This is a genomic window from Enterobacter sp. BNK-8 (genome assembly GCF_048685095.1).
Taxonomy (GTDB): Bacteria; Pseudomonadota; Gammaproteobacteria; order Enterobacterales; family Enterobacteriaceae; genus Enterobacter; species Enterobacter quasiroggenkampii.
In genome coordinates this window covers 43,359-64,612 of the sequence record NZ_JBLQTN010000002.1, presented here as the reverse complement: position 1 = coordinate 64,612, position 21,254 = coordinate 43,359, and the positions used below count along the sequence as shown (strand labels likewise).

Here is a 21,254-nt window from a genome sequence, read left to right as displayed (position 1 = left end):
GAATGAAGATGAAAGCACGGAAAATAATGTTTCGGGCGGCAACCGGATTGATCCCAATGCTGTTATTCACAGTAACAGTATTCATTTTATGGTTCGCGCTGCACTTCAATATATGGGTAAAGCTCATAGGACTTCTCATCTGCTTTGCAGGTGGTTACTTCCTGATTGAAACCATGCCGGGTGGCTGGATATGGCGTGAGCTGCACTCATCATCTTCAGACGTAACACCGGAAGAAAAGGAGAGCAAATGAAGGGACCACGCATAGATGACCGTATTAGTTTTCTGAGGGGTATTGAACGGGACTGGGAAGACTGGTCCGCAGGAAAAAACACAAAACCCCACTGGCTATTTTTGGTAGGGGGATTAACCGCTACAGGGATGTTGATTTTTAGCTTCTGGTCAGGCAATCAGAGGCTTACCGTGGCTTTCATTGCTGTTGGAATGGCTTTTCTTCTCGCCGCATTGCTACAGGCATGTGAAACACGGGAAGAAAAAATACAGCGGAAAATTCGGGCATATGAGCCGCTTGATATTGATGCCATGCGCACCCTGGCCGTTTCTGTTTTTCACAAGGATAAGCTGACACGGGAAGAACTCAGACAGTGGCTGGACGCGGAGTTCAGCGCCATTTCTGATGCTGCTCTTCGTGGGGGAAGCCGTAATGCGTGATGAAGAGCGTAATAACTCACTGCTCAGGAAAATGCGGATGCATATTGCTGAATGGGAGGCTGGCCGGCCCACTCCGCAAGGAAATAAGTACATTTTCCTTTGGCTTGCAACCTTCATCGTTGTACTGGTAGCTACGGTTTCAGTGTTCCGCCCGTCATTGTTTGCACTGTGTTTCCTGATTGCCTGGTTTTTTCTGAGTCAGGAGATATTTAAGCGAATTATCCCGCGTTACAACGAAAGCTGGGAGGAGGTATTCGACAGGTTACTTTCTGATTATGAACCCCTGAACCTTTCTGCCTGGGAACACCTGAAGCACCAGGCTGAAACAGAAGGGCTGACGGCCAGAATTGTCAGCAACTGGCATCATGAGGAAGCCAGGTCCGTCTGGCCAGAAAAGAAACCTGACCTGAAGTTCCTCCATAAAGTCACTGACGGTAACGAGAAAATCGGAGAGGAATGAAGCGTACCAGAGCCATTGCACTACTGGTAATAACAGCCGGAGCGACCGGTGTTTCTGTTTACAACCATACTGGAGGGCTCACTGTATTACTCACCCTGGTGACCATAGGCGCACTAGCTCATGTCATCAACGTCTTCCTGTAATTCATTTCACTGGAGTGTTTATGTCTGCCAACATGGCAAACTACCCATTACTCAAAATCCTGCACAACTATCGCTATATCCTGATTCCAGCACTGGTATTCACTACCGAACTGACAGTGTGGGCAGCGCTCAATCTTAAAGACGTGGGTGATATGGGCTGGGTCTCCTGGCGAGTGTGCCTGCTCTTTAGCGTGTTCCTCGTATGCTTTAGCGACTCAGCCTTTAACAAACTCGATGGTGGGTTTCTTATGTATGGTTCAGTCGTTCCGTGGGGCGGAATGCTGATAGGGACCATTGTTTATGGCTTTATCCAGATGAACCTGAACTTTCTGACGCTGGATTTATTTTATGCCGGCGTGTTTTGCAGCCTTGCTGTGCAGTTGGTTTTCACTTTGATTCAGTGCAACTGCAAATAATCGAAATTAAGTATTACCCCTCCCTGAATACCGCTTAAATTAAAACCGGAGTTACCCCATGAAAAAACTACTGGGTGCTGCACTGCTGTGCAGCGCACTGACCGGCTGCGCCGGTCTCAATTCTGATTTCGACTGCAACAAGACCGCGACCGACCAGTGCCTGACTACCGGTGAGGCCAACAAGCTGGCCGCTCAGGGTAAAAGTCTGGATGACCTGACGGCAGAGAAAACCGCAAAAAAGCCTGCGGGTGAAACCCTGCCGGCACTGCGCAATTCAGCACCGGTCGTGAATCCCTTCCGTCCTGTTTCCGCCGCAGCAACCGGAACCACCGCCGCTAAGCCTGTCGCACCGCGCCCCCTGACCACTGCGCCGGCGAAATCGTCAGGTTCGCTGGTCACGCCGCTGGACACGTCCAGTCATGCAGCCCCTGTGCCGGTTAACACGGCGGGCCGCGTTCCGGTTCAGCGTATTCCAGACGCCACGCAGCGCCTGTGGATTGCACCCTGGGTGGACACGGACGACAACTTTCATCAGCCGGCTGTGGTCGAGTTCGTGAAAAACAAATCCCACTGGGATGAAAGCTACCGCGTTATCGGGGAGGGAGGGGAATGAGCAGCCACTACATTTCCGGCAGGAACGGCGTCGAATATCTGGCGAAATCGTTAGCCCATTCACGGAAAGGAACGACGCAAATCACCGCCACACAGTCAGTCGATTCCGACGATGAAACGCTGGCCGTTTTGAGCGTGAGCCGTGACTGGCAGATTAAAACAGCCGGTGATGCACCGCTAACCGGGCAAATGAACGAAGAGAAGCTGCGTCGCCTGGAGTTAATCCGGGCCGCTGCGGAGGGCCGAAAATGAGTTTTGTCGACAGCCTGATGGATATGCTGAAAAACGGGAAAGAGGAAGACGGTGCAGCAACGGCCCGCAACAACCTTTCCCAGACCTGGGACTATCCGTCTCTGGTCGCTGCACTGCCGTACCGGTATTACGACGACAGGAATGAAATTTTCGTCAATGCCGGCTCTGCGGGCTTCATTATGGAGGCCGCCCCGCTTCCTGGCGCGAACGAGCAGGTGATGGCCGCGCTCGATGACATGCTACGTAAGAAGCTTCCCCGCCAGACCCCTGTGACCGTCATTATGCTTGCCAGCAAGTGTGTCGGGGAACGCATCGATCGCGGCGTGAGTAACGACATGTGGAAAGGGGGGATGGCCGATCATCTCAATAAAATCACCCGCGCGTTCTGGCAGCGTTCCGCGCTGCACGGCCTGGCCAACGAACGGGAATACCCGCTCTACCTGCGTAACTACCGTATCTTTATTGTCTACGGTCAGCCCATTAAGCGCGCTTCCCAGGTGCAGCGGGTGATGGATGACCTGATTCAGATACGTAACACCATCCGCGTCTCACTGGGAGCCGCGCGCATCGACAGCATGAACACCGATGTGCACGCATTCCTGTCTGCGGTACGCGAGCAGATGAACTACCGTCAGGAACAGGTGCTGACGTCCTCCGGGGACTACAACGAGGATGAGAAGCTCAACCGCCAGGTGGTTGATCCCGGGATTGACCTGAAGGTGCATCCATCGCATATCCGGATGGAGCTGCCTGAAACCATTGACGCGCGCGGGACACGCCTGCCGGCATCGGCATGTCGCATCATCAACATGCAGCTTGCTAAAAATCCGCGTCGATTCGCGCTCTGGCAGGGGGCTGACAATCTGCAGAACCTGCGTTTTCCCGACCTCGGGATACCCTGTCCCTTTATGCTGACCTGGACGACGGCGCTGGAAGAACAGACCAAAAGTCAGAGCGAGGCTTTCCGTAAAGACCAGGACCTGTCTAAAAAGGCCAACTCAGCCTACGCTGCACTGTTCCCCAACACCAAAAAGGCTGCAGAGGAATGGCGGCGTACCCGAGAGCAGCTTCACAGTAATGAAATCGCGCTCTGCAATACCTACTTCAACCTGACCCTGTTCGCCCCGGATAACAATACCGAGGCACAGAAGTGTGAACTGGCCGCCGTCAACGTGTTCCGTAAGAACGAGCTGGAAATGGTGACGATACAGTACCAGCAGATGCGCAACTGGCTGGCCAGTTTCCCGTTCGTCATGCAGGAAGGGATGTGGGAAGACCTGAAGATGACGGGGGCAACGCTACGCTCCAAGTCATGGAACGCAGTGAGCCTGATGCCGGTCGTCGCCGAACGCCAGCTGTCCAACGTGGGTATGCCATTGCCGACCTACCGGAACCAGGTTGCATTCTACGACATGTTTGGTGAAGAGAACGGCAGTACCAACTTTAACATCGCCGTCACTGGCACGTCCGGGGCCGGTAAATCATTCCTGACGCAGGGCATTCTTCGTGACGTACTGAATGCCGGGGGATACGCCTGGGTTATCGACATGGGGGACAGCTACAAGAACTACTGTCACCAGGCCGGCGGGGTTTATCTCGATGGCTCTAAACTGCGCTTTAACCCGTTCGCCAACGTTAAGGACATTAATCATTCTGCGGAAGGGATTGTGCGCCTGCTGACGGTACTCGCCAGTCCGACGCAGCCGCTGGATGGCGTCTGTGAAGCGATCCTGCAAAAAGCGGTAATGGATGCGTGGGAGAAGAAGGCAAACAAAGCCCGTATCGACGACGTTCATAATTACCTGACCAATGAGGATGTGAACCAGGCGTTTGCAGACAAGCCGACCATCATCGCGCGCCTTGCTGAGCTGGCCATGTTGCTCGATACCTACTGCACCTGGGGGCCTGACGGAGAATACTTCAACGCCGACGCACCGACGCTCGATGGTGAAACCCGCTTCGCGGTGCTGGAGCTGCTGAGCCTGGAAGACAAGCCGAAGCTGCTCTCGTCCATCCTGTTCTCGCTCATTCTGGCGATACAGGAAAAGATGTACCACAGCCCGCGCGACCTCAAAAAAGTCTGCATCATCGACGAGGCCTGGCGTTTGCTGGGTGGCTCCAACCCACACGCGGCAAGGTTTATCGAAACCGGCTACCGCACCGTGCGTCGTCACCGTGGGGCGTTTATCACCATCACCCAGGGCATCAAGGACTTCAGCGCCAGTAAGGAAGCAGAAGCCGCCTGGAACAACAGCTCCACCAAAATCACCCTCTTGCAGGATGCGAAGGCGTTTAAACAGTACCTTGCCGATAACCCGGATCAGTTCTCGGACATGGAAAAAGAAGTTATCCGTGGCTTCCAGCCAGCCCTGCAGACCGGCTACAGCTCCCTGCTGATAAACGCCGGTGAATACAGCTCCTTCCATCGCCTGTTCGTCGACCCCGTGACGCGTGCCATGTTCAGCTCGCGTGGCGAGGACTTCGCTTTCATGCAGAAAGCCCAGAAAGAAGCGGGAGCGACAGCGGAAGAGGCGGCATATCTGCTGGCGGAGAAAAAGTACGGTAGTGAACTTCGCGAACTTGAAGAGTGGGTGAAAGCAGCATGAGTGAACAACAGGTCAAGCCGTATAACGGCGACACCGTCCGCGACGGTGTAACGATAGCCAGCAAGACATCCCGCTGGGTTAAAGCCAGCATGCTGGGGCTGGCGGGACTTCTGGTTATGACTGGCGTGGCATATGTGACGGCGAAAGCCGTCACCCCGGAGGTGGTGGTCTTCGACATGAAGGGGACTGTGGACCTCTTCATGCAGCAGTCCGCTCAGTTACAGCTCGATGAAAACAGGGCTAAAGCGATGACCCAGCAGTTCAACGCGGCACTGACCGGCAGCCTGGATGCATGGCAGTCCTCACACAACGCCATCGTTCTGGTGAAGCCGGCGGTGATGAGCCCGCAGCGCGATATCACGAATGAAATTCGTGCTGATATTGCCCGACGCATCCAGGGGGGCCAGTGAAAAAACGACTGCAGCTGACGGCCATGATGCTGCTGATGCTTTCCGCCGGCAGCGGGGCGAAAGATCTCGGTACCTGGGGCAACGTCTTCGAGCCTGCAGAGCAGGACATGCTGGCGTTTATCCAGAATCGCCTGAAGGGAATGGAGCAGACGGGCGAGCTGGACCGCCTTCGCAAAGAGGCAACGGAAAGAGTGAAGGAGCATGCGGTACGTCCGACACCGGTGGAAGGGCTCACGAAAGCGAAGGAATACCGCAGCTTTGCCTGGGACCCGACATTTACCGTGAAGGAAACGATCACAGACATGCAGGGCAACGTGATCGCCCGCAAGGGCGACACGGTCAATCCTCTGGATAAGGTGCCCTTCAGCCAGGTGCTCTTTTGTATCGACGGCGATGACAAGGAGCAGGTGAACTGGACCCGACAGCAGCTCGCCGGCCAGACCAGCGTGAAGGTCATCCTGGTGAACGGCAACATCAAGGAAACCAGTGATGCGCTGAACGAACGTATCTACTTCGACCAGTCTGGCGTACTGACCCGTAAATTCGGTTTTGAACACATCCCCGCGCGGATCTCGCGCGACGGCCGCGTGATGAAAGTGGAAGAGATTCCGGTATCAGGAGCGAAAAAATGAGTGCAACAACGTTAGGTGACCTGTTTCCCGAAATGCGTCAGGCGGTCACATCCCATCAACGTTACGGCAGAAAACCGCGCAAACCCGCTGAGATAACGCCGCGCATGGGAACAGCAGAACGACTGAAGACGCTGTACCCCGAAATTGACTCCTGGCATCCGGTACTGGTGACCAAAGCCTGGCTCCACTGGTGTGAACAGAACCAGCAGGACAGTCGGGAGCCGTCCAGGCGTGATGAACGTTTCCCGGACTACATCATTCACCTCTTACTGGAGAACATGCGGGCCGAGGACAGCGCGAAACGTAAAAAGGGCCAGACGCTGTCACTTTCCGAGCGCCTCGACAGGTTGTTTGCGGGCGAAGAGCAGGAGAGCGCCGAATGTCACTGATACACAATAGCGCTGTGCCGTCTGTGTCTCAGCGTATGACAGGTCACAATGCTGATAACAAAGGCTGTGACGAAACCGTGAATCAACTCTGTCATCTGTACCCAGAAATCGCTTCATGGCAACCGGCGCTGATCGCCGGTGCCTGGCACAAGTGGTGCGCTGAGAACCAACTTCAGCCGATAGCGCCGGACGAACGTGATGAGGCGTTTCCCCTGTACCTCGTCAGGCTTATCCGTAACAGAATGGAGGAGATGAACGCATGGCGTTAATCAGCTGCTTCACCGGCCCTCAGGGGCTGCAGGAGATGCTCACCTGTTTGCGTGATACTGAGGGCATGACCGGTATTCTGGTCGTCGTTGCGCTACTCGCAGGCTGGATCGTTGTTCAGCATCTTGCAGATGCACGCCGTGAACGCTGTGCGTGGGAGAGCAGACCGGGAATACCCGTCCCTCTGGCGCAATTTGGCGGTGCCCGACATGCTGACGCGGTTCACGCCTTTGCTAACCGGGAATACTACCAGGTGATGCTGGCCGAACTGGAAAAAGCATTGACTGACGCGGGCTACGAACTGACGCGTGAAGAATCACTGCGCGTGACGATGCCAGAGGCAGACCGGCAAAAAATCAGCCGCCGTATTTTCCGGGCGCGCCAGTGTTATACGGCACCGAGAGTCACTGAGCAGGCGATGCAGGACAGCGAAGATGCGGCAGTGAACGATGGGTACGCCGGCTCGTGGCTGAATTTGCTTATCCGGGGCAGTGAGCGGGAAGGGTGGTACATCACAAAACCGGTACCGAAATTCGTCCCGACGAACTTTCCGTTGAAGCAGGTCACCATAACTGTCAGTGCAAAACAGTCTGTCCTGACGCGGGATGTTGTGAGAATTATCAACGATGTGGCTGAAAAAGTGAAAAAACAGCCTTCATTTCCTGAAACACCGGAAGCTATTGTAGGAAAGGTAATTAACAGTGAACTGTGTTATGGGGCCTATCAGAGACAGGTAAAGGTAGCGCCAGGCTGGTTTAGTTCACCGTCTGGAAATGATGTTCCTGACGATATCACCGAAGGACAATTCCCGCCGGCGGGGATGTCAGAATACCGGCATTTCATTGTCCGGGCGCAGGCAGGAAGGTTTTATACCCCGGCTGCACTTGCCTTCTATATTGATGAAGCTGGTCGCAGGATAGAACAGGGGGAATCCAGAGGAGCAAGCTACGAAGATGACAGCGGCTACGCTTTCACCGTGACGCCTGCAAAAAACACGCCCTGATACAACCGCGCTGCCCTTCAGGATGTTCGGTGCTCACTGCGTTGCGCTCCGCCTCAGCCTGAATGTCATCCCGGTTTCCGATTAACCCCGACCAGGTAACGCCATGAAAAAAGACCCTGATACTGAAAAGGGCCAGAATGTTACAGCCGTTCGTCATGATGAAAAATCGGCTTTACGGCTTAAGGCCATTCTTGCAGAAAATCCCCTTTATTATCCCTCAATAGTGTTAAGAGCTGGCTTGCTGGCTCTTGAGGATATGTCCAAAGACCAGCGGCTGGCATTCATCATGAAGGCGGCCGACAAAACCAAAAACTATTAATCCTGTTTTAAGCCCTCCCGCCGTCCGGTGGCTGCGGCACTCCCGGAGATACCCCATGACTCACCCTGAATCTGTCAGGCCGGTGACGGTTACCCGTGACCGCAATGGCTTCTGGACGCACCCTCATTATTTTGCACCCGCCAGTGATGAGGCCACGCAGACTGAATTTGGCGACTGGATGCGCCGGCACAATCTGACCTGCGCCACCCGCTGGATGGAAAACGACGCGCCTCCCCAGGTGATTGCCGACTGGGAAAAGGGGAAACAAAACATCAGTGACTGGCTCCCTTCCGCGCCTCAGGGCGAAGGCTGGTTCATCGGCTCCATTCATGACACTGAGGACGGCCCGGTCTGTGTGTGGCTGCGGGAGGTGAAATGAAGCGTTTCTCATGGCTTGCCGGTGTGATGCTGATCCTGCTGTCCTGGATGCCAGCTCAGGCAACGGCCGCAGCCAGCAACGCGGGTGATGGCCGCTGGGTTAACCCGATAAGCGATGTCTGCTGGAAGTGTCTGTTTCCGATGACGCTCGGTAATATTCAGCTGGCCGCCGGTCCACAAAAGGATACCAACAACCCGGCTTCGCCGATCCAGATTTGTCCATATGGTGTGTTTTATCGTATCGGTCTGGCCATCGGGTTCTGGGAGCCAATGGCGATGGTGGACGTAACCCGTGAGCCTGGCGTCATGGTCAACATGGGCGGCTTTAAAATCGATCTCGGACGAACGGGAACGGGAACCGCAGGGCAGAGTGACCGGCCCGCTGCCGGCACGTTCTACCATGTTCACTGGTACAAATACCCGCTGATTTTCTGGCTGAACATCATCACCAGTCTGGGGTGTCTGCAGACCGGCGACATGGATATTGCCTATCTCTCCGAAGTTGATCCTCTCTGGAATGACAGCACCCTCTCGATGCTGATTAACCCCGAGGCAGCACTGTTCGGCAACCTGATAGCTCAGGGGGCCTGTGCTGCTGACGCAGCTGCATCATCAGCTGGCCTTCCTCTGTCGCCGCTGTTCTGGTGCGCAGGTAGTCAGGGTTCTATCTACCCGCTAACAGGCTTTACCAGCGGTGAGTTTTCTCCGCTCGAGGCCTCTCTGCTGGTCGGAGAGCGAATGGCCTTCAAGATGCATCGTGAGGGGCTGGTATGGAACTCTGTGGGCGCGGACGTCGCCGTATGTAACCAGTATCCATCCCCGATCATCCCGAAAGAGCGATGGCGATACCAGATGGTGAACATGTACCCCGAACCGGGCAACTGCCATCCCTTCGGGGCCAGCACGCAGCTGTGGGGCACAACGCATAACTCTCCATCCTCCAAAAAGAACTTCGGCTACCTCTTCTGGCGCAAACGTAACTGCGTATTCCTTTAAGGACATGACAATGAAAAACGCTTATCTCCGGGCGCTGACGATCAGCGTCATGATTGCTTTCGCGCCGCTGGCCCTGGCGAGCGCCCAGACCGATATCTCCGTCTCCGACCATAGCTGGATCAAAGGTCAGCAGGATGCGCTGACAGCGATGAAGGAAGACCAGCAGGGGCATCCGGCGGCCGCACCCGTCTTACCGCAGCAGCAACTGGACCTGATTAACCGCCTGCAGGGCGATATCGCAGCCCAGACTAACAAGATGGGGGAAAAAGACACGTTCCCGGCAATTTACTTTGTGAGCCTCGGTATTCCACGTGAAGGTCTGCTGCCCATGCTGAAGGATGCCCGCCGTTACAACATTCCGCCAACGCTGCGCGGCCTGGTCAATAACGACATGCGGCAGACCGCGGCGGCAATGTTTGAACTGAGTAAGGAGGACAAGGACGCCGGTGTGCAAATTGATCCAACGTTGTTCACTCAGTACAACATCACCACGGTACCGGCCCTGGTGGTGACCTGCTCTGGTCACTATGACGTAATCAGGGGAAGTCTGCCCCTGCAGCAGGCTCTCGAAAAAGTGGCAGAAAATGGTGATTGTGCGGCAACGGCACGCCATCTTCTGGAGGCCGCAAAATGAAAAATCTACTTTCAGCAATACTGATGCTTTTTCCGCTTCTGGCTGGCGCAGCTGATCCTGCCTTTGAGGCGGGAGCGAGCTTTGGCAAGGGCAATGCTTCCGCCGGCACGGGAGCCCTGAAGAACCCGGATACTGTCACGGGGGCAATACCAGGCTATACCGCTAATCCACCAGAGAAAGGGTATTACGGCGGTGTGGATGGCGGAGACGGCGGGCTGGCCAACAAAGGGCAGGCCGCTCTGCAGGGCAATGACGCAGCGCAGTCGGTTATCAACTCCGGAAAAACGAACCCGACGCCCGCCATCGACCCGAACGCACCTTTCATCACTATCGGTAAAAATGCGGAAGCTGGTGTAGACGGTGTGCTAAACGGGACCGCGAACCAGTGTAAGGAGGTGACGGTATCGAAAACCACCTTTGAAAATTACACCTGTGATAAGGATGTTGCCTCAGTGGAAGCCTGCTCAAGAACGGCAACACCTGGCGGACATACTTCCACCACGACAGTGCAGAAAACTTTCACACTGACGGCGGCCAATGGCGATGTTGTTTTTACGAATAACGGAACTTCCTTCAGTTTTAGTTTTAAAGCGCCGGCATCAGGACCGGTGATCAGCGCGCATTTTTACTGGGCGGATCGCGATGTCAATGCCGGGAAAATCTCCTGGTGGGGCATCAGCAAAACTATAGTCGGGAAGGCGTTTGACTGGGAGATGCCGGGCGCTCCGGGGACACCGTTGTCGCAGGGGGGCTCGTTACCTGCCGGTTCCTATCAAAGCACCGGGTGTGTTAGCGGAAATCAGGGTGTCTGTAGAAAACATATCCAGGAGCAGATAGCTGACTTTCAGTCCGGCGCGTCAGGCTTCACGCTCGTGCTCGTTATGAATGCGGTCGAGACTACCTTTGTCCCCGAAGTGAACTGGACTTCATCCTGCGGTCTGGATATGTCGAAGGCGCAAAAAACCACGTCAACCTGCACCTCTCCGGGCGGAAATAAAACCATTGTTAACAATGGCCAGAGCTATGACGTTTACAGCGACTGTTGGGAGTACACCGATAACTATGTCGTACCATCAGACTCCACGGGAACCTGTGGCACGCTGATGACAAACCCGTCCTGTACAGTGGCCGGAACGACCTGCACCGAGTCGACCGACGGGCAGTGTACCCATATGAGCTACACCTACCAGTGTCAGACCACACATCAGTCTGGCGGCCTGGTTTGCGGTGGCGACTACATCTGTAAGTCAGGCGAGTGCGACGACACCAATGGTGCCGGAAGCAGCGGTTTTGATACGGCTGTGGCCAAACTGGCAGGTCTTGCCTCGGCAGCTGAAGACGCAAAAGGCGCCAGCAGCGCCATTGATGTAAAAGTCTTCACGGGTAAAGCTATGCGGTGCCGTAAGGCCTTTGCAGGGTTCTCTAACTGCTGTAAAGACTCAGGCTGGGGACAAAGCGCCGGTCTGGCCGCATGTGATGATGAAGAAAAAGCTATAGGGAAGGCGAAGGCGAAGAAAATCACCGTCAGCGTCGGCGAGCGGTGTGACCGTCAGGTGCTGGGTGCCTGCATCCAGAAAAGTCAGGTCTACTGCGTCTTTGACGGCAAGCTTGCCCGCATCATTCAGGAGCAGGGACGTCGCGACCAGCTGGGCATTAAGTTCGGTAGCGGTGACAGTCCGAACTGCCGGGGTATGACAGAAAAGGAGTTGGAGAAAATCGACTTCGACAAAATCAACTTCTCTGACTTTTATGAGGATTTAATAAAAAACCAGAAAGTGCCGGACACAAGTACCCAGATTCAGCTTATAAAAGATCGTATCGCCGCGCAGGTGAATCAGCAGGGAGGTGGCAAATGAAGCGTGTCCTCTGTGGCCTGCTTATGGCGCTGACGAGCCATACGGTGATGGCCGAGGAGATTGTGACGCCGGCAGAGCCGTTCACCGGCTGGTCCTGGTACAACGAGCCGAAAAAGCCGCCGGAGCAGCCCAGAAAGCCACAACAGCCTGCACCGCAGGCCATTCCGGATCTCAGCAGAATGTCCCCGATGGAGCAGGCCCGGGTACTGAAAGGGTACACACAGGAGGCGCTTAATCGCGCCATCCTGTACCCCTCACGGGAAAACACGGCGACGTTCCTGCGCTGGCAGAAGTTCTGGACAGATCGGGCATCGATGTTCAGCCAGTCCTTTGCGGCGGCGCAGCTGAGCCACCCGGATCTCGACTACAACCTGGAGTATCCGCACTACAACAGCATGGCGCCGTTTATGCAGACACGCGACCAGCAGACGCGGCAGAGCGCCGTGGAGCAGCTGGCGCAGCAGTACGGTCTGTTCTACTTCTACCGGGGCAGTGACCCGATTGACGTGCAGATGGCGGGCGTAGTGGCGGACTTTGCGAAAACCAACGGTATTTCGCTTATCCCGGTATCGGTTGATGGACAGGTGGCAGCTTCCCTGCCGCAGAGCCGTCCGGACACCGGACAGTCCCGGTCGATGAATATCACGCACTTCCCGGCGCTCTACCTTGTTGACCCCCGGAGCAAGAATTACCGCGCGCTGTCATACGGCTTCATGACTCAGGATGACCTGTCTAAGCGATTTCTGAACGTGGCCACCGGCTTTAAACCCAATTCCTGAGAAATTCCTATGCCATACAGACTTTTTACCCTAATCGGTGAAGCCGTGCGTACCGCCCGGAAACGCATTTCACCAGATACGCATTCGCTTTTGGTACGGCAGAGCAAGGAGACACACGAATGAAACCCGCTATTCTCGCAGGACTGATTTTCTGGGGCACGATGGCACGCGTACTGAGCGAGCTGATGACCTGGTCCGTGGAACATACACAGCAGGGGCTCTTATGGCTTTGCAATGGTATGTGGGCCGGTGCGGCAGGGATGGTGGTGTATGCCGTGTATCGCTGGTTCCGTTACGAAAGAGGTCAGGCGCATAAGGAAGCCGATCATGAACGTTAAAACCGGACTCACTGCGCTCCTGTTATCCCTGCCCCTGCTGGCTAATGCCGGTGCACGTGAGGAATTAATGGCGCTTGAAGCAACAAAAACGGCGCCATCTGCAGACGCTGCAGCCATAATCGCTTCCACCGTTCCCGTACCCGCGCCAGCCAGCCTGATGGCGCTGCCGGACGGACGTCGGGCTAACATGAAAGATTATGCCGTGGTGCTCTTTATGCAGGCGCACTGCCAGTACAGCGCTAAGTTTGACCCGCTGCTGAAGGGCTGGGCCGATGAGCATGCCATCAGGGTGTACCCGTACACCCTTGACGGGGGCGGGGACGTATCTTATCCGACCCCGATGGTCCCGCGTAAGACTGACCCTAACTCTCCCATCGCAGACGAGATTGTCACCTTCTTCGGAAACGGTTTGCCGATTGCGACACCGACGGCCTTTATGGTCAACGTCAACACCCTGAAAGCCTATCCACTCACCCAGGGCGTGATGGACATCCCCGCACTTGAGAGCCGAATGGCCAGCCTGATTCAGGCAGACATGGATAACGTCGATCCGAAGATGCTGCCGCCAATGCCGGCAAGCGCGCAGGTCACCCCTCAGTAATACAAACGGACTACAAAATGACGACAAATACGTATGCGTTATCGCGTACCGAGCGCGTGTGGCTGTTATTCAGCGTAACGCTGCTTGTGTCCGCAGCGTTCTATGGGGTGCTGGCCCACCGGGTGGTCAGCGTCATGGATCGCCCTGAACTGACAGCCTGTCTGCAGGACTTCCCGGTGCTTCTGCTCATCTCGTTGAGCATCGGATTCTTTTTCACTGTTACCGGGCTGTACGCCTGCCGGCAGACCCTGGCCAGGAAACCCCGGGAGGAGATTGCATGAGGCACATCAGACTGAAGACGTTTATCCGAGCCCAGGCTATCGGGATACTGAAAGACAGTAGTGAGGATACGGAAACCCGAAAATGGACGGATTTGTTAACCCTGAAACTGTTTTATGCCTTAATTTTTACTGCCGTAGTCGAAAGAGTATATGTGAAGTACGCCGACGCAACGCTTAATACGATGGTAAATTCAGGCACCGTTCACCGCCCCGAACAGTTTACGCTCTCGCTTCTCATCCACTATCCGCAGTACCTGTTGTGGGGTGTTTTGGCCGCGATTATCGCGCTCATTGCGTTGAATTTACTCGTCTGCGGCTGGCTCTGTCTGGCCAGATATCTTTGCCGCAAAATTAACCGTGCTGACAGCCCGGCAGGCAAGAATACGCAAGCTGTGGAGGTGCCAAATGATTAAGGCGCTTATTACGGCAGGGGTCGTGTTCTTCTCAGGCCTGGCTGCTCTGCCTGCTCAGGCGGACGTCAACGGCGATCTGAACGGTTTCTTCAATAATCTGGGCTACAGCGGCAACGTAACTCAGGCGCAGGCCTGGCAGGGACAGGCGGCCGGTTACTTTACTGGTGGCTCGGTTTACCTGCGAAATCCCGTCAAAAACGTCCAGCTGATCTCGATGCAGCTGCCTTCCCTGAACGCAGGCTGCGGCGGTATCGACGCCTATCTCGGGTCGTTCAGTATGATCAGCGGCGAGGAAATCCAGCGATTCGTGAAACAAATCATGAGCAACGCCGCCGGCTATGCATTCGACCTGGCCCTGCAGACGATGGTACCGGAGCTGAAGCAGGCTAAAGACTTCCTGCAGAAGCTGGCCAGTGATGTTAACTCCATGAACATGAGTTCGTGCCAGGCCGCTCAGGGCATTATCGGTGGGCTGTGGCCAGTGACGCAGGTCTCGCAGCAGAAAATCTGCCAGGACATCGCCGGTGAAACCAACATGTTCTCCGACTGGGCGGCATCCAGGCAGGGCTGTACCGTCGGAGGACAAGGCGACAAAGTCACGGCTAAGGCCGGGGATGATGAGAAGGATCAGGTGCTGAAGAACAAAAACCTTATCTGGGACACCCTCAGTAAGAATGGTCTTCTCGGCAACGACCGCGCGCTGAAGGAGCTGGTCATGAGTACCGTTGGCTCCATCATTTTCAACAAGAATGGCGATGTGACGATTCTGACGCCACTGGTTGATAACCGCGACCTGATTAAAGTCCTGATGCGCGGCGGAACGGCGAAGGTCTACGGATGTGACGAATCCGATCTCTGTCTGGGACCTGTCGTGACCAACCTGACGATTTCCGAGTCCAACGCTCTGGTCACGCTGGTTAAAAACCTGATGCTTTCGATGCAGAACAAGCTGGTCGACGATACTGCGCTGACCGATCAGGAAAAAGGCTTTGTGAACACCACCTCTGTGCCGGTACTGAAGTACCTGACTAACGCCCAGAGCATGGGGCAGAGTGCAACATATCTGATACAGGTAGCTGACTTCATCGCACAGGACCTGATGATTCAGTACCTCCAGGAGCTGGTGAAACAGGCAAGCCTGTCTCTGGCTGGCAAGAACTTCCCTGAAGAAGCTGCCGCAAAACTACGCGACAACATTATTCATGCGCAGGGACTGCTGGCCGACATGAAGCTGCAGTCTGCGGCAGACCAGAACGCGCTGGACGGCATCGACCGCAACATGCAGTACCTGCAGCAGCAGGTGTCCACCATTGTTTCAGGCTCCTATCAAAGCAACTATCACTGGGGTGATCGCTGATGCTTGAGATATACACCATTTATGGCGGGGGAATGTGGAAAACGGCGCTGGACGCCGTAGTCACCCTTGTCGGTCAGAATACTTTCCACACTTTACTGCGTATTGCCAGCACCTTTGGGGTGCTGGCCGTACTGCTTACCTTCATCAAACAACGTAACCCGATGGTTTTCGTCCAGTGGCTGGCGGTCTTCATGATCCTGACATCCATCCTGCTGGTACCGAAACGCTCAGTGCAGGTCATTGACCTCTCTGACCCGGGGGCGGTCTGGGTCACTGATAACGTACCGGTTGGCCTGGCGGCTATCGCGTCTCTTACGACCAGTATCGGGTACAAGATGGCGTCGGTTTACGACATGCTGATGGCCAGACCCGACTCAGTGACCTACAGCAAAACCGGGATGCTTTTTGGCTCGCAGATTGTGGCGGAAACCAGTGACTTCACGACGCAAAATCCGGAGCTGGCGCAGATGCTGCCGGACTACGTGGAAAACTGTGTGATCGGCGACATTCTTCTGAATGGAAAATACACCATTAATCAGCTGCTCAATTCTACTGACCCGCTGACGTTGATAACCAGTAACCCAAGCCCGCTGCGGGGAATCTTTAAGATGACCTCCACCTCGCGTCAGTTCCTGACCTGCCAGCAGGCCGCAACGGAGATCCAGAAGCTTGCCAATACTGACGTTAACCCGGGCAGTGCGACGTTCACCTGGCTGACGAGAAAGGTCTTTGGCAACAAGCTGAATGGTGCGTCGCTTCTGGCCAACTCAATGGGGGACAGTTATGGGTTCTTCTATGCCGGTGGTATGACTGCTGCGCAGATCATGAAGAACAACATCACGAACAGTGCAGTACGGCAAGGGATCAAGGGCTTTGCCGCTCGATCATCAGACACGGCTAACCTGCTTAATCTGGCCACCGAGAACGCTGCAACAAAACAGCGTCTTGCCTGGGCTGCAGGTAACGAGCTGGCGACCCGCACGCTGCCGTTTGCACAGTCTCTGCTGATGCTTATCCTGGTGTGCCTGTTCCCGCTGATGATTGCGCTGGCCGCGTCAAATCACACTATGTTTGGCCTGAACACCCTGAAAATATACGTTTCCGGGTTTATCTATTTCCAGATGTGGCCGGTGATGTTCGCCATTCTTAACTATGCCGCCAACTACTGGCTGCAGAGCCAGTCCGGGGGCACGCCCCTGGTGCTGGCCAACAAGGATGTGGTTGCGCTGCAGCATTCGGACGTGGCGAATCTGGCAGGGTATTTGTCCCTTTCCATTCCGGTGCTGTCGTTCTATCTGACCAAAGGTGCTGCGGCGATGGGCTCTCAGGTGGCAGGGAGTGTACTCAGCTCGGGCGCCTTCACGTCAGCAGGTGTGGCCGCGACCACAGCGGACGGAAACTGGTCGTTTAACAACATGTCGATGGACAATGTCAGCCAGAACAAGATGGATACCAACCTGATGCAGCGTCAGGGTCAGCAAACGTGGCAGGCAGATAACGGCTCCACGCAGACTCAGACGGCCGGTGGCCATACGGTTATCGACGGCTCGGGTGCAATGTCGAACCTGCCGGTGAACATGAAGCTCAGTCAGCTGGCCAGCAGTGGATTCCAGGAGTCCGCCCGTCAGTCGCAGGTACAGGCGCAGACTGCACTCGATGGCTACAACCACAGCGTTACCAGTGGCTGGTCACAGCTCTCTCAGCTTTCTAATCAGACCGGTACCAGCGACAGCCTGATCAAAGGCAGTGAAAACAGCCAGGCCACTAATGCAACACGCGGTGCTGGCATGATGTTGTCTGCCGCTGAAAGTTATGCGAAAGCAAACAATATCTCGACGCAGGAAGCCTATAACAAACTGATGGATATTAGTAATCAGGGGTCTGTGTCTGCAGGCATTAAAGGAACGGCCGGAGGGGGGCTTAATCTGGGCGTTGTTAAGTTAGGTGCTGAAGGAAGTATTTCAGGCGATTTGCGGCATTCGACGGGCAGCTCAAGAGGAATCCAGAATTCAGATTCCCATTCGCAGGATATGCGGCATGATCAGAACAGCCAGGCAGTTAATGACTTCCGCCAGGGTATGGATATGGTTAAAAGCAGCCGTATCACCGATGGTGCGAATCATTCCGAAAATGCTGCAAGCAGTAATGTTCAGCAGCTGGCAGCAACGCTTAATGATGCTGAAAGCCAGTACCATCAGTACACCACCAGTTCGACGCAGAGTAATGAATTCAGTCGTATGGCCACCGTTGCGCAGAATCAGAGCGCAAGCCTCGATACGAACTATACGCAGGAGTTTGTGGACTGGGCGGCGAATAAATACGGTGATAAGGCTCAGTCCATGCTGACAAGTGCGCCGTCGGCGCGAGAAGCAGCGATGGAATTCGTAAATGAACGTCTCAAACCTGAAATTATGGGGGATTATCAGCAGGGTCGTTCAGATCTCACCAGCGGCCAGGAGCATGCAGCATTCAGTGGTGAGCATATTGTTCAGCCAGCGCGTGGCAGTCAGCAGGTATCAGGTTCATCTGGTCATGATGCTGGAGTCAGTTACAGCTCTCAGGATGGCGGTACTCGTAGCTCGGGAGGTGTTAGCAGTACCCAGCCTTACGGAACGACCCAGGTCGCTGAATATGGAGGCCAGCAGGGTGGGAATTATTCTGCCAGAACAAACGATTCTGTTTCGCCGGGTATTGAGCATTCAACTGTTCATCAGGGGCAAGCAGCCGGACAGAGAAGCAGTTCGGGTAATATCACCTCGTCGGCAGGGATGGTTGATGCCGGTGGACGCACTACTGCAGATGAAAGGACCGGTCACATTGCAGAATCGCACCCGGAGTTCCATCATTCAGGAGCCATTAGGGAGAAAGGAAACACGTATGGCCAGGAGAGTGAAGTTACTCATAGCCGTTCAGGAATTAATGTTGGCGGCGAAAAAGTACGTGGTGATGCTATGCAGGAGTCCTACAAAGAAAATCAGGCTAAGTTGCATGAACATTCTACTCAGGGTTTTGGTCCCCAGAATGAATTACAGCGCAGAGTGGCGGAACAAAGATCTGAAAATGAGCATAAAATCAACGAATCTGCTGGAGAAATTGATAAAAAACAATCCACTGTTCAGGCATCCAGTGATATCCTGAAAGGAGAAAACTTAATCGGTCAAGGGCGATTCAAGCTTGGTCGTGCCGAAGCTGAACTGGATCAATCAAGTAAACTCAATCCGTTTAATGATCTCCAACCAGATGAACTGCAACAGAGAGTAGCAGAATTAAGGAAGAAAACTGGAGGGTAAAATGAACAAAAAAGTAAGTGCTTATTGTTGTTTCATTCCAATCGGCATTTATGCAGCTTATTCTTTAAGCATGCAGGTACTTTTTGACGTGCCATTTATGGCTAAGAGCATGCTCTTATCAATTATCCCCAGCGCTATCTATCTGCTCTGTTTTTGGAAGTTACGAAGCAGCCAAAGAGGGATGGGTTTAAAAGCAACTTTACTGAGTAACGGGGTGCTTGCAGTCTTGCTAACCTTCCTGATGGTGTATGTAGGCAATGATACAGAAAGTGCTTTAATAGCAGGCATAGCTGTTCACTCGTTAATAGCTTTTATCCTAGTGGGAGCAGTATTGCGGCCTATTACTTACAAGGATAATACCCTTCTTAAGGATGAAGATAATGGGCGGATATACGTTATCCGGAACGGGATAGCTCATGTGTTACCAGATAATGAGGCTCAACGCCTTAGCGCTAGTGACAACAAAATTATCAGCTTTTCAGGCAGCCAAATGAGTATCCAGGATGCCGGTATAACCCCTGTTCCTTTAAATACTTCCTTCAACGATTCGTTCAGTAATGGAATAACGGTGAACCCTGCATCAGGAATGCCAATGGTTGGTGGCATCTCTGGCCTGGATATACACGGAAACAGTTGGGGAACAAACTTCAACGAACCTTCAAATACGTATGACCCTAACCGGGGATACTGAGAGTAAGGGGGGGCATTGGCCCCCTTAATTTTTATCGTAATCTAAGTAAGCCATCTATTTAACCTAAATTCCCTTTCAAATCAGCCGATAACGTCTCTGTTAGCTATATCTCGCTAACGGGGACGTTTTTCTATGCACAGGATGAATTCATGAAATTAAAACAATTAGCCGTTGTTGGTCTGATCGCGTCTACTCTCGCTCTGTCTGGTTGTGGTGCCATGTCCACAGCGGTGAAGAAACGTAACCTCGATGTCAAAACCCAGATGAGTGAAACCATCTGGCTGGAGCCATCATCAGAGAAGACTGTTTATTTGCAGATCCGTAATACCTCTGACAAGGATATGTCTGGTCTGCAGGCACAGATTACAAATGAACTGGCCGCGAAAGGTTACCGCGTCTCCAGCTCTCCGGACACGGCCTACTACTGGATTCAGGCAAACGTGCTGAAAGCCGAGAAAATGGATCTACGTGATGCCCAGGGCTTCCTCAAGACCGGGTATGAAGGTGCGGCAATGGGTGCGGCACTGGGCGCGGGTATTACGGCGTATAACTCGTCGTCTGCTGGCGCAACGCTGGGTGTAGGGCTGGCCACCGGGCTGATTGGTATGGCTGCTGATGCAATGGTCGAAGACGTTAACTACACGATGGTGACCGATCTGCAAATCTCCGAGCGTAGCAAAGCAGCCGTCACTACCGACAATATCGCCGCCCTGAAACAGGGCACGTCAGGTATTAAGCTGCAGACCAGCACGGAGCAGGGCAACCGTGCTAAATACCAGACTCGTGTGGTATCCAACGCCAACAAGGTGAACCTCAAGTTTGAAGAGGCAAAACCTGTCCTGGAAGCGCAGCTGGCCAAGTCCATCGCCGGCATCATGTAATACCCGCGGCTGCGGCGATCGTCGCAGCCGTTCTCCCTCACAGCTTATTTTTAACCGTGTTCATTCCGGGCAGGGTGCGTCAGTGCTTTCTGTCAGTTACCAGTAATTACGCTTCCTCGCATAACTGCGCCTGGCGCAGCCCTGTCTGCGGCGAGCGTTGCGTCCTTAATTTCAAAGGAGTTCGTCCATCATGATGCATCAGATATATGAACATGCAGATTACTCAGCTGAATTCTGGTCGCTTATCCATCTGGAAAGCGAGCTGATGGTAGCGAGGGCTTTTATGAATGTATTTGGTTCACTTCCTGAGGGGCAGGGAATGACCATCATTGCTGGCTGGGCTGGCTATGAATTCACTCTATATGGTCTGGAGCCCCAGGAGTGGCATTCAGCGGTTTATAAGGATGTGGCCTCCTCAGTCCGTTCTATGGCTGAATACATTAATGCACAGGACTGGGAGGACGGATGTCAGCAGGCCAGATATGAACTGAGTCTGATGTAATAACCCGACGTTTTCCCACTCGCGCTATCACGTAATTCATCACCCTTTTCAACGTTTCTCCCCTGATAACACACATCA

Annotated in this window: 27 protein-coding genes; all 27 read left to right on the top strand. The window is 54.2% G+C overall.

The features are described 5' to 3' along the window. The first annotated feature begins 2 nt into the window (after positions 1–2). The 27 genes from ACMGGU_RS23605 to ACMGGU_RS23475 all read left to right on the top strand — a co-directional run bounded on the left by ACMGGU_RS23605 (position 3) and on the right by ACMGGU_RS23475 (position 21,176). Positions 3–251, top strand: a complete 249-nt coding sequence (locus ACMGGU_RS23605; protein ID WP_208557632.1) for a hypothetical protein — start codon at positions 3–5, stop codon at positions 249–251. Next, the gene (locus tag ACMGGU_RS23600; RefSeq protein ID WP_208557633.1) at positions 248–670 is read left to right on the top strand and encodes a hypothetical protein; all 423 of its coding nucleotides are present in this window, start codon (positions 248–250) and stop codon (positions 668–670) included. Before ACMGGU_RS23605 ends, ACMGGU_RS23600 begins: the two co-directional genes overlap by 4 nt. After that, on the top strand, positions 663–1,130 hold the full coding sequence (locus tag ACMGGU_RS23595; protein WP_208557634.1) for a hypothetical protein: 468 nt from the start codon (positions 663–665) through the stop codon (positions 1,128–1,130). The genes ACMGGU_RS23600 and ACMGGU_RS23595 overlap by 8 nt, the downstream gene beginning before the upstream one ends. A gap of 163 nt (positions 1,131–1,293) precedes the next feature. Continuing rightward, positions 1,294–1,689 (top strand): hypothetical protein, encoded by a 396-nt coding sequence (locus ACMGGU_RS23590; RefSeq protein WP_208557635.1) that lies wholly within the window; start codon positions 1,294–1,296, stop codon positions 1,687–1,689. Between the two features lie 58 nt (positions 1,690–1,747). Further along, entirely contained in the window at positions 1,748–2,302 is a 555-nt protein-coding gene (gene traV, locus ACMGGU_RS23585; protein ID WP_032641275.1) for a type IV conjugative transfer system lipoprotein TraV, read from the top strand. Continuing rightward, positions 2,299–2,553, top strand: coding sequence for a hypothetical protein (locus ACMGGU_RS23580; protein ID WP_208557637.1), 255 nt, complete (start codon positions 2,299–2,301; stop codon positions 2,551–2,553). Before traV ends, ACMGGU_RS23580 begins: the two co-directional genes overlap by 4 nt. After that, a complete protein-coding gene (gene traC / locus ACMGGU_RS23575) occupies positions 2,550–5,159 on the top strand; it encodes a type IV secretion system protein TraC (RefSeq protein ID WP_119916811.1) in 2,610 nt (869 codons plus the stop codon). The genes ACMGGU_RS23580 and traC overlap by 4 nt, the downstream gene beginning before the upstream one ends. Beyond that, complete coding sequence (gene trbI, locus ACMGGU_RS23570; protein ID WP_208557639.1) at positions 5,156–5,569, top strand: type-F conjugative transfer system protein TrbI; 414 nt, start codon at positions 5,156–5,158, stop codon at positions 5,567–5,569. The genes traC and trbI overlap by 4 nt, the downstream gene beginning before the upstream one ends. Next, entirely contained in the window at positions 5,566–6,201 is a 636-nt protein-coding gene (traW, locus tag ACMGGU_RS23565; protein WP_420301014.1) for a type-F conjugative transfer system protein TraW, read from the top strand. The genes trbI and traW overlap by 4 nt, the downstream gene beginning before the upstream one ends. Then, positions 6,198–6,590: a hypothetical protein gene (locus ACMGGU_RS23560; RefSeq protein WP_208557640.1), complete on the top strand. Its 393-nt coding sequence runs from the start codon at positions 6,198–6,200 to the stop codon at positions 6,588–6,590. The genes traW and ACMGGU_RS23560 overlap by 4 nt, the downstream gene beginning before the upstream one ends. Next, positions 6,581–6,859, top strand: coding sequence for a hypothetical protein (locus ACMGGU_RS23555; protein ID WP_208557641.1), 279 nt, complete (start codon positions 6,581–6,583; stop codon positions 6,857–6,859). Before ACMGGU_RS23560 ends, ACMGGU_RS23555 begins: the two co-directional genes overlap by 10 nt. Next, complete coding sequence (locus ACMGGU_RS23550) at positions 6,850–7,860, top strand: hypothetical protein (RefSeq protein ID WP_208557642.1); 1,011 nt, start codon at positions 6,850–6,852, stop codon at positions 7,858–7,860. Before ACMGGU_RS23555 ends, ACMGGU_RS23550 begins: the two co-directional genes overlap by 10 nt. A 103-nt stretch (positions 7,861–7,963) precedes the next feature. Beyond that, positions 7,964–8,179 (top strand): hypothetical protein, encoded by a 216-nt coding sequence (locus ACMGGU_RS23545; protein ID WP_032641288.1) that lies wholly within the window; start codon positions 7,964–7,966, stop codon positions 8,177–8,179. 55 nt (positions 8,180–8,234) lie between these two features. Beyond that, positions 8,235–8,558, top strand: coding sequence for a hypothetical protein (locus ACMGGU_RS23540; protein WP_032641290.1), 324 nt, complete (start codon positions 8,235–8,237; stop codon positions 8,556–8,558). Further along, positions 8,555–9,553: a conjugal transfer pilus assembly protein TraU gene (gene traU / locus ACMGGU_RS23535; RefSeq protein WP_032641291.1), complete on the top strand. Its 999-nt coding sequence runs from the start codon at positions 8,555–8,557 to the stop codon at positions 9,551–9,553. The genes ACMGGU_RS23540 and traU overlap by 4 nt, the downstream gene beginning before the upstream one ends. A gap of 10 nt (positions 9,554–9,563) precedes the next feature. After that, entirely contained in the window at positions 9,564–10,187 is a 624-nt protein-coding gene (trbC, locus tag ACMGGU_RS23530; protein WP_208557643.1) for a type-F conjugative transfer system pilin assembly protein TrbC, read from the top strand. Continuing rightward, positions 10,184–12,043: a type-F conjugative transfer system mating-pair stabilization protein TraN gene (gene traN, locus ACMGGU_RS23525; RefSeq protein WP_420301040.1), complete on the top strand. Its 1,860-nt coding sequence runs from the start codon at positions 10,184–10,186 to the stop codon at positions 12,041–12,043. The genes trbC and traN overlap by 4 nt, the downstream gene beginning before the upstream one ends. Then, entirely contained in the window at positions 12,040–12,822 is a 783-nt protein-coding gene (traF, locus tag ACMGGU_RS23520) for a type-F conjugative transfer system pilin assembly protein TraF (protein WP_110915517.1), read from the top strand. Before traN ends, traF begins: the two co-directional genes overlap by 4 nt. 119 nt (positions 12,823–12,941) lie before the next feature. After that, the gene (locus tag ACMGGU_RS23515; RefSeq protein WP_110915516.1) at positions 12,942–13,160 is read left to right on the top strand and encodes a hypothetical protein; all 219 of its coding nucleotides are present in this window, start codon (positions 12,942–12,944) and stop codon (positions 13,158–13,160) included. Next, positions 13,150–13,761 carry an F-type conjugal transfer protein TrbB gene (trbB, locus tag ACMGGU_RS23510; protein WP_208557644.1) on the top strand — a complete coding sequence of 204 codons (612 nt, stop codon included), beginning with the start codon at positions 13,150–13,152 and terminating at the stop codon, positions 13,759–13,761. Before ACMGGU_RS23515 ends, trbB begins: the two co-directional genes overlap by 11 nt. Positions 13,762–13,778: 17 nt before the next feature. After that, positions 13,779–14,042: a hypothetical protein gene (locus ACMGGU_RS23505; protein WP_208557645.1), complete on the top strand. Its 264-nt coding sequence runs from the start codon at positions 13,779–13,781 to the stop codon at positions 14,040–14,042. Beyond that, positions 14,039–14,455, top strand: coding sequence for a hypothetical protein (locus ACMGGU_RS23500; RefSeq protein WP_110915513.1), 417 nt, complete (start codon positions 14,039–14,041; stop codon positions 14,453–14,455). The genes ACMGGU_RS23505 and ACMGGU_RS23500 overlap by 4 nt, the downstream gene beginning before the upstream one ends. Beyond that, the gene (gene traH, locus ACMGGU_RS23495; protein ID WP_208557646.1) at positions 14,448–15,812 is read left to right on the top strand and encodes a conjugal transfer pilus assembly protein TraH; all 1,365 of its coding nucleotides are present in this window, start codon (positions 14,448–14,450) and stop codon (positions 15,810–15,812) included. The genes ACMGGU_RS23500 and traH overlap by 8 nt, the downstream gene beginning before the upstream one ends. Next, complete coding sequence (gene traG / locus ACMGGU_RS23490; protein ID WP_420301013.1) at positions 15,812–19,102, top strand: conjugal transfer mating-pair stabilization protein TraG; 3,291 nt, start codon at positions 15,812–15,814, stop codon at positions 19,100–19,102. Before traH ends, traG begins: the two co-directional genes overlap by 1 nt. A 1-nt stretch (position 19,103) precedes the next feature. Continuing rightward, a complete protein-coding gene (locus ACMGGU_RS23485) occupies positions 19,104–19,793 on the top strand; it encodes a hypothetical protein (protein ID WP_208557648.1) in 690 nt (229 codons plus the stop codon). Between the two features lie 149 nt (positions 19,794–19,942). Then, entirely contained in the window at positions 19,943–20,674 is a 732-nt protein-coding gene (traT, locus tag ACMGGU_RS23480) for a conjugal transfer complement resistance protein TraT (protein WP_032641144.1), read from the top strand. A 190-nt stretch (positions 20,675–20,864) separates the two neighbouring features. After that, positions 20,865–21,176: a hypothetical protein gene (locus tag ACMGGU_RS23475; RefSeq protein WP_420301012.1), complete on the top strand. Its 312-nt coding sequence runs from the start codon at positions 20,865–20,867 to the stop codon at positions 21,174–21,176. The last annotated feature ends 78 nt before the right edge of the window (positions 21,177–21,254 follow it).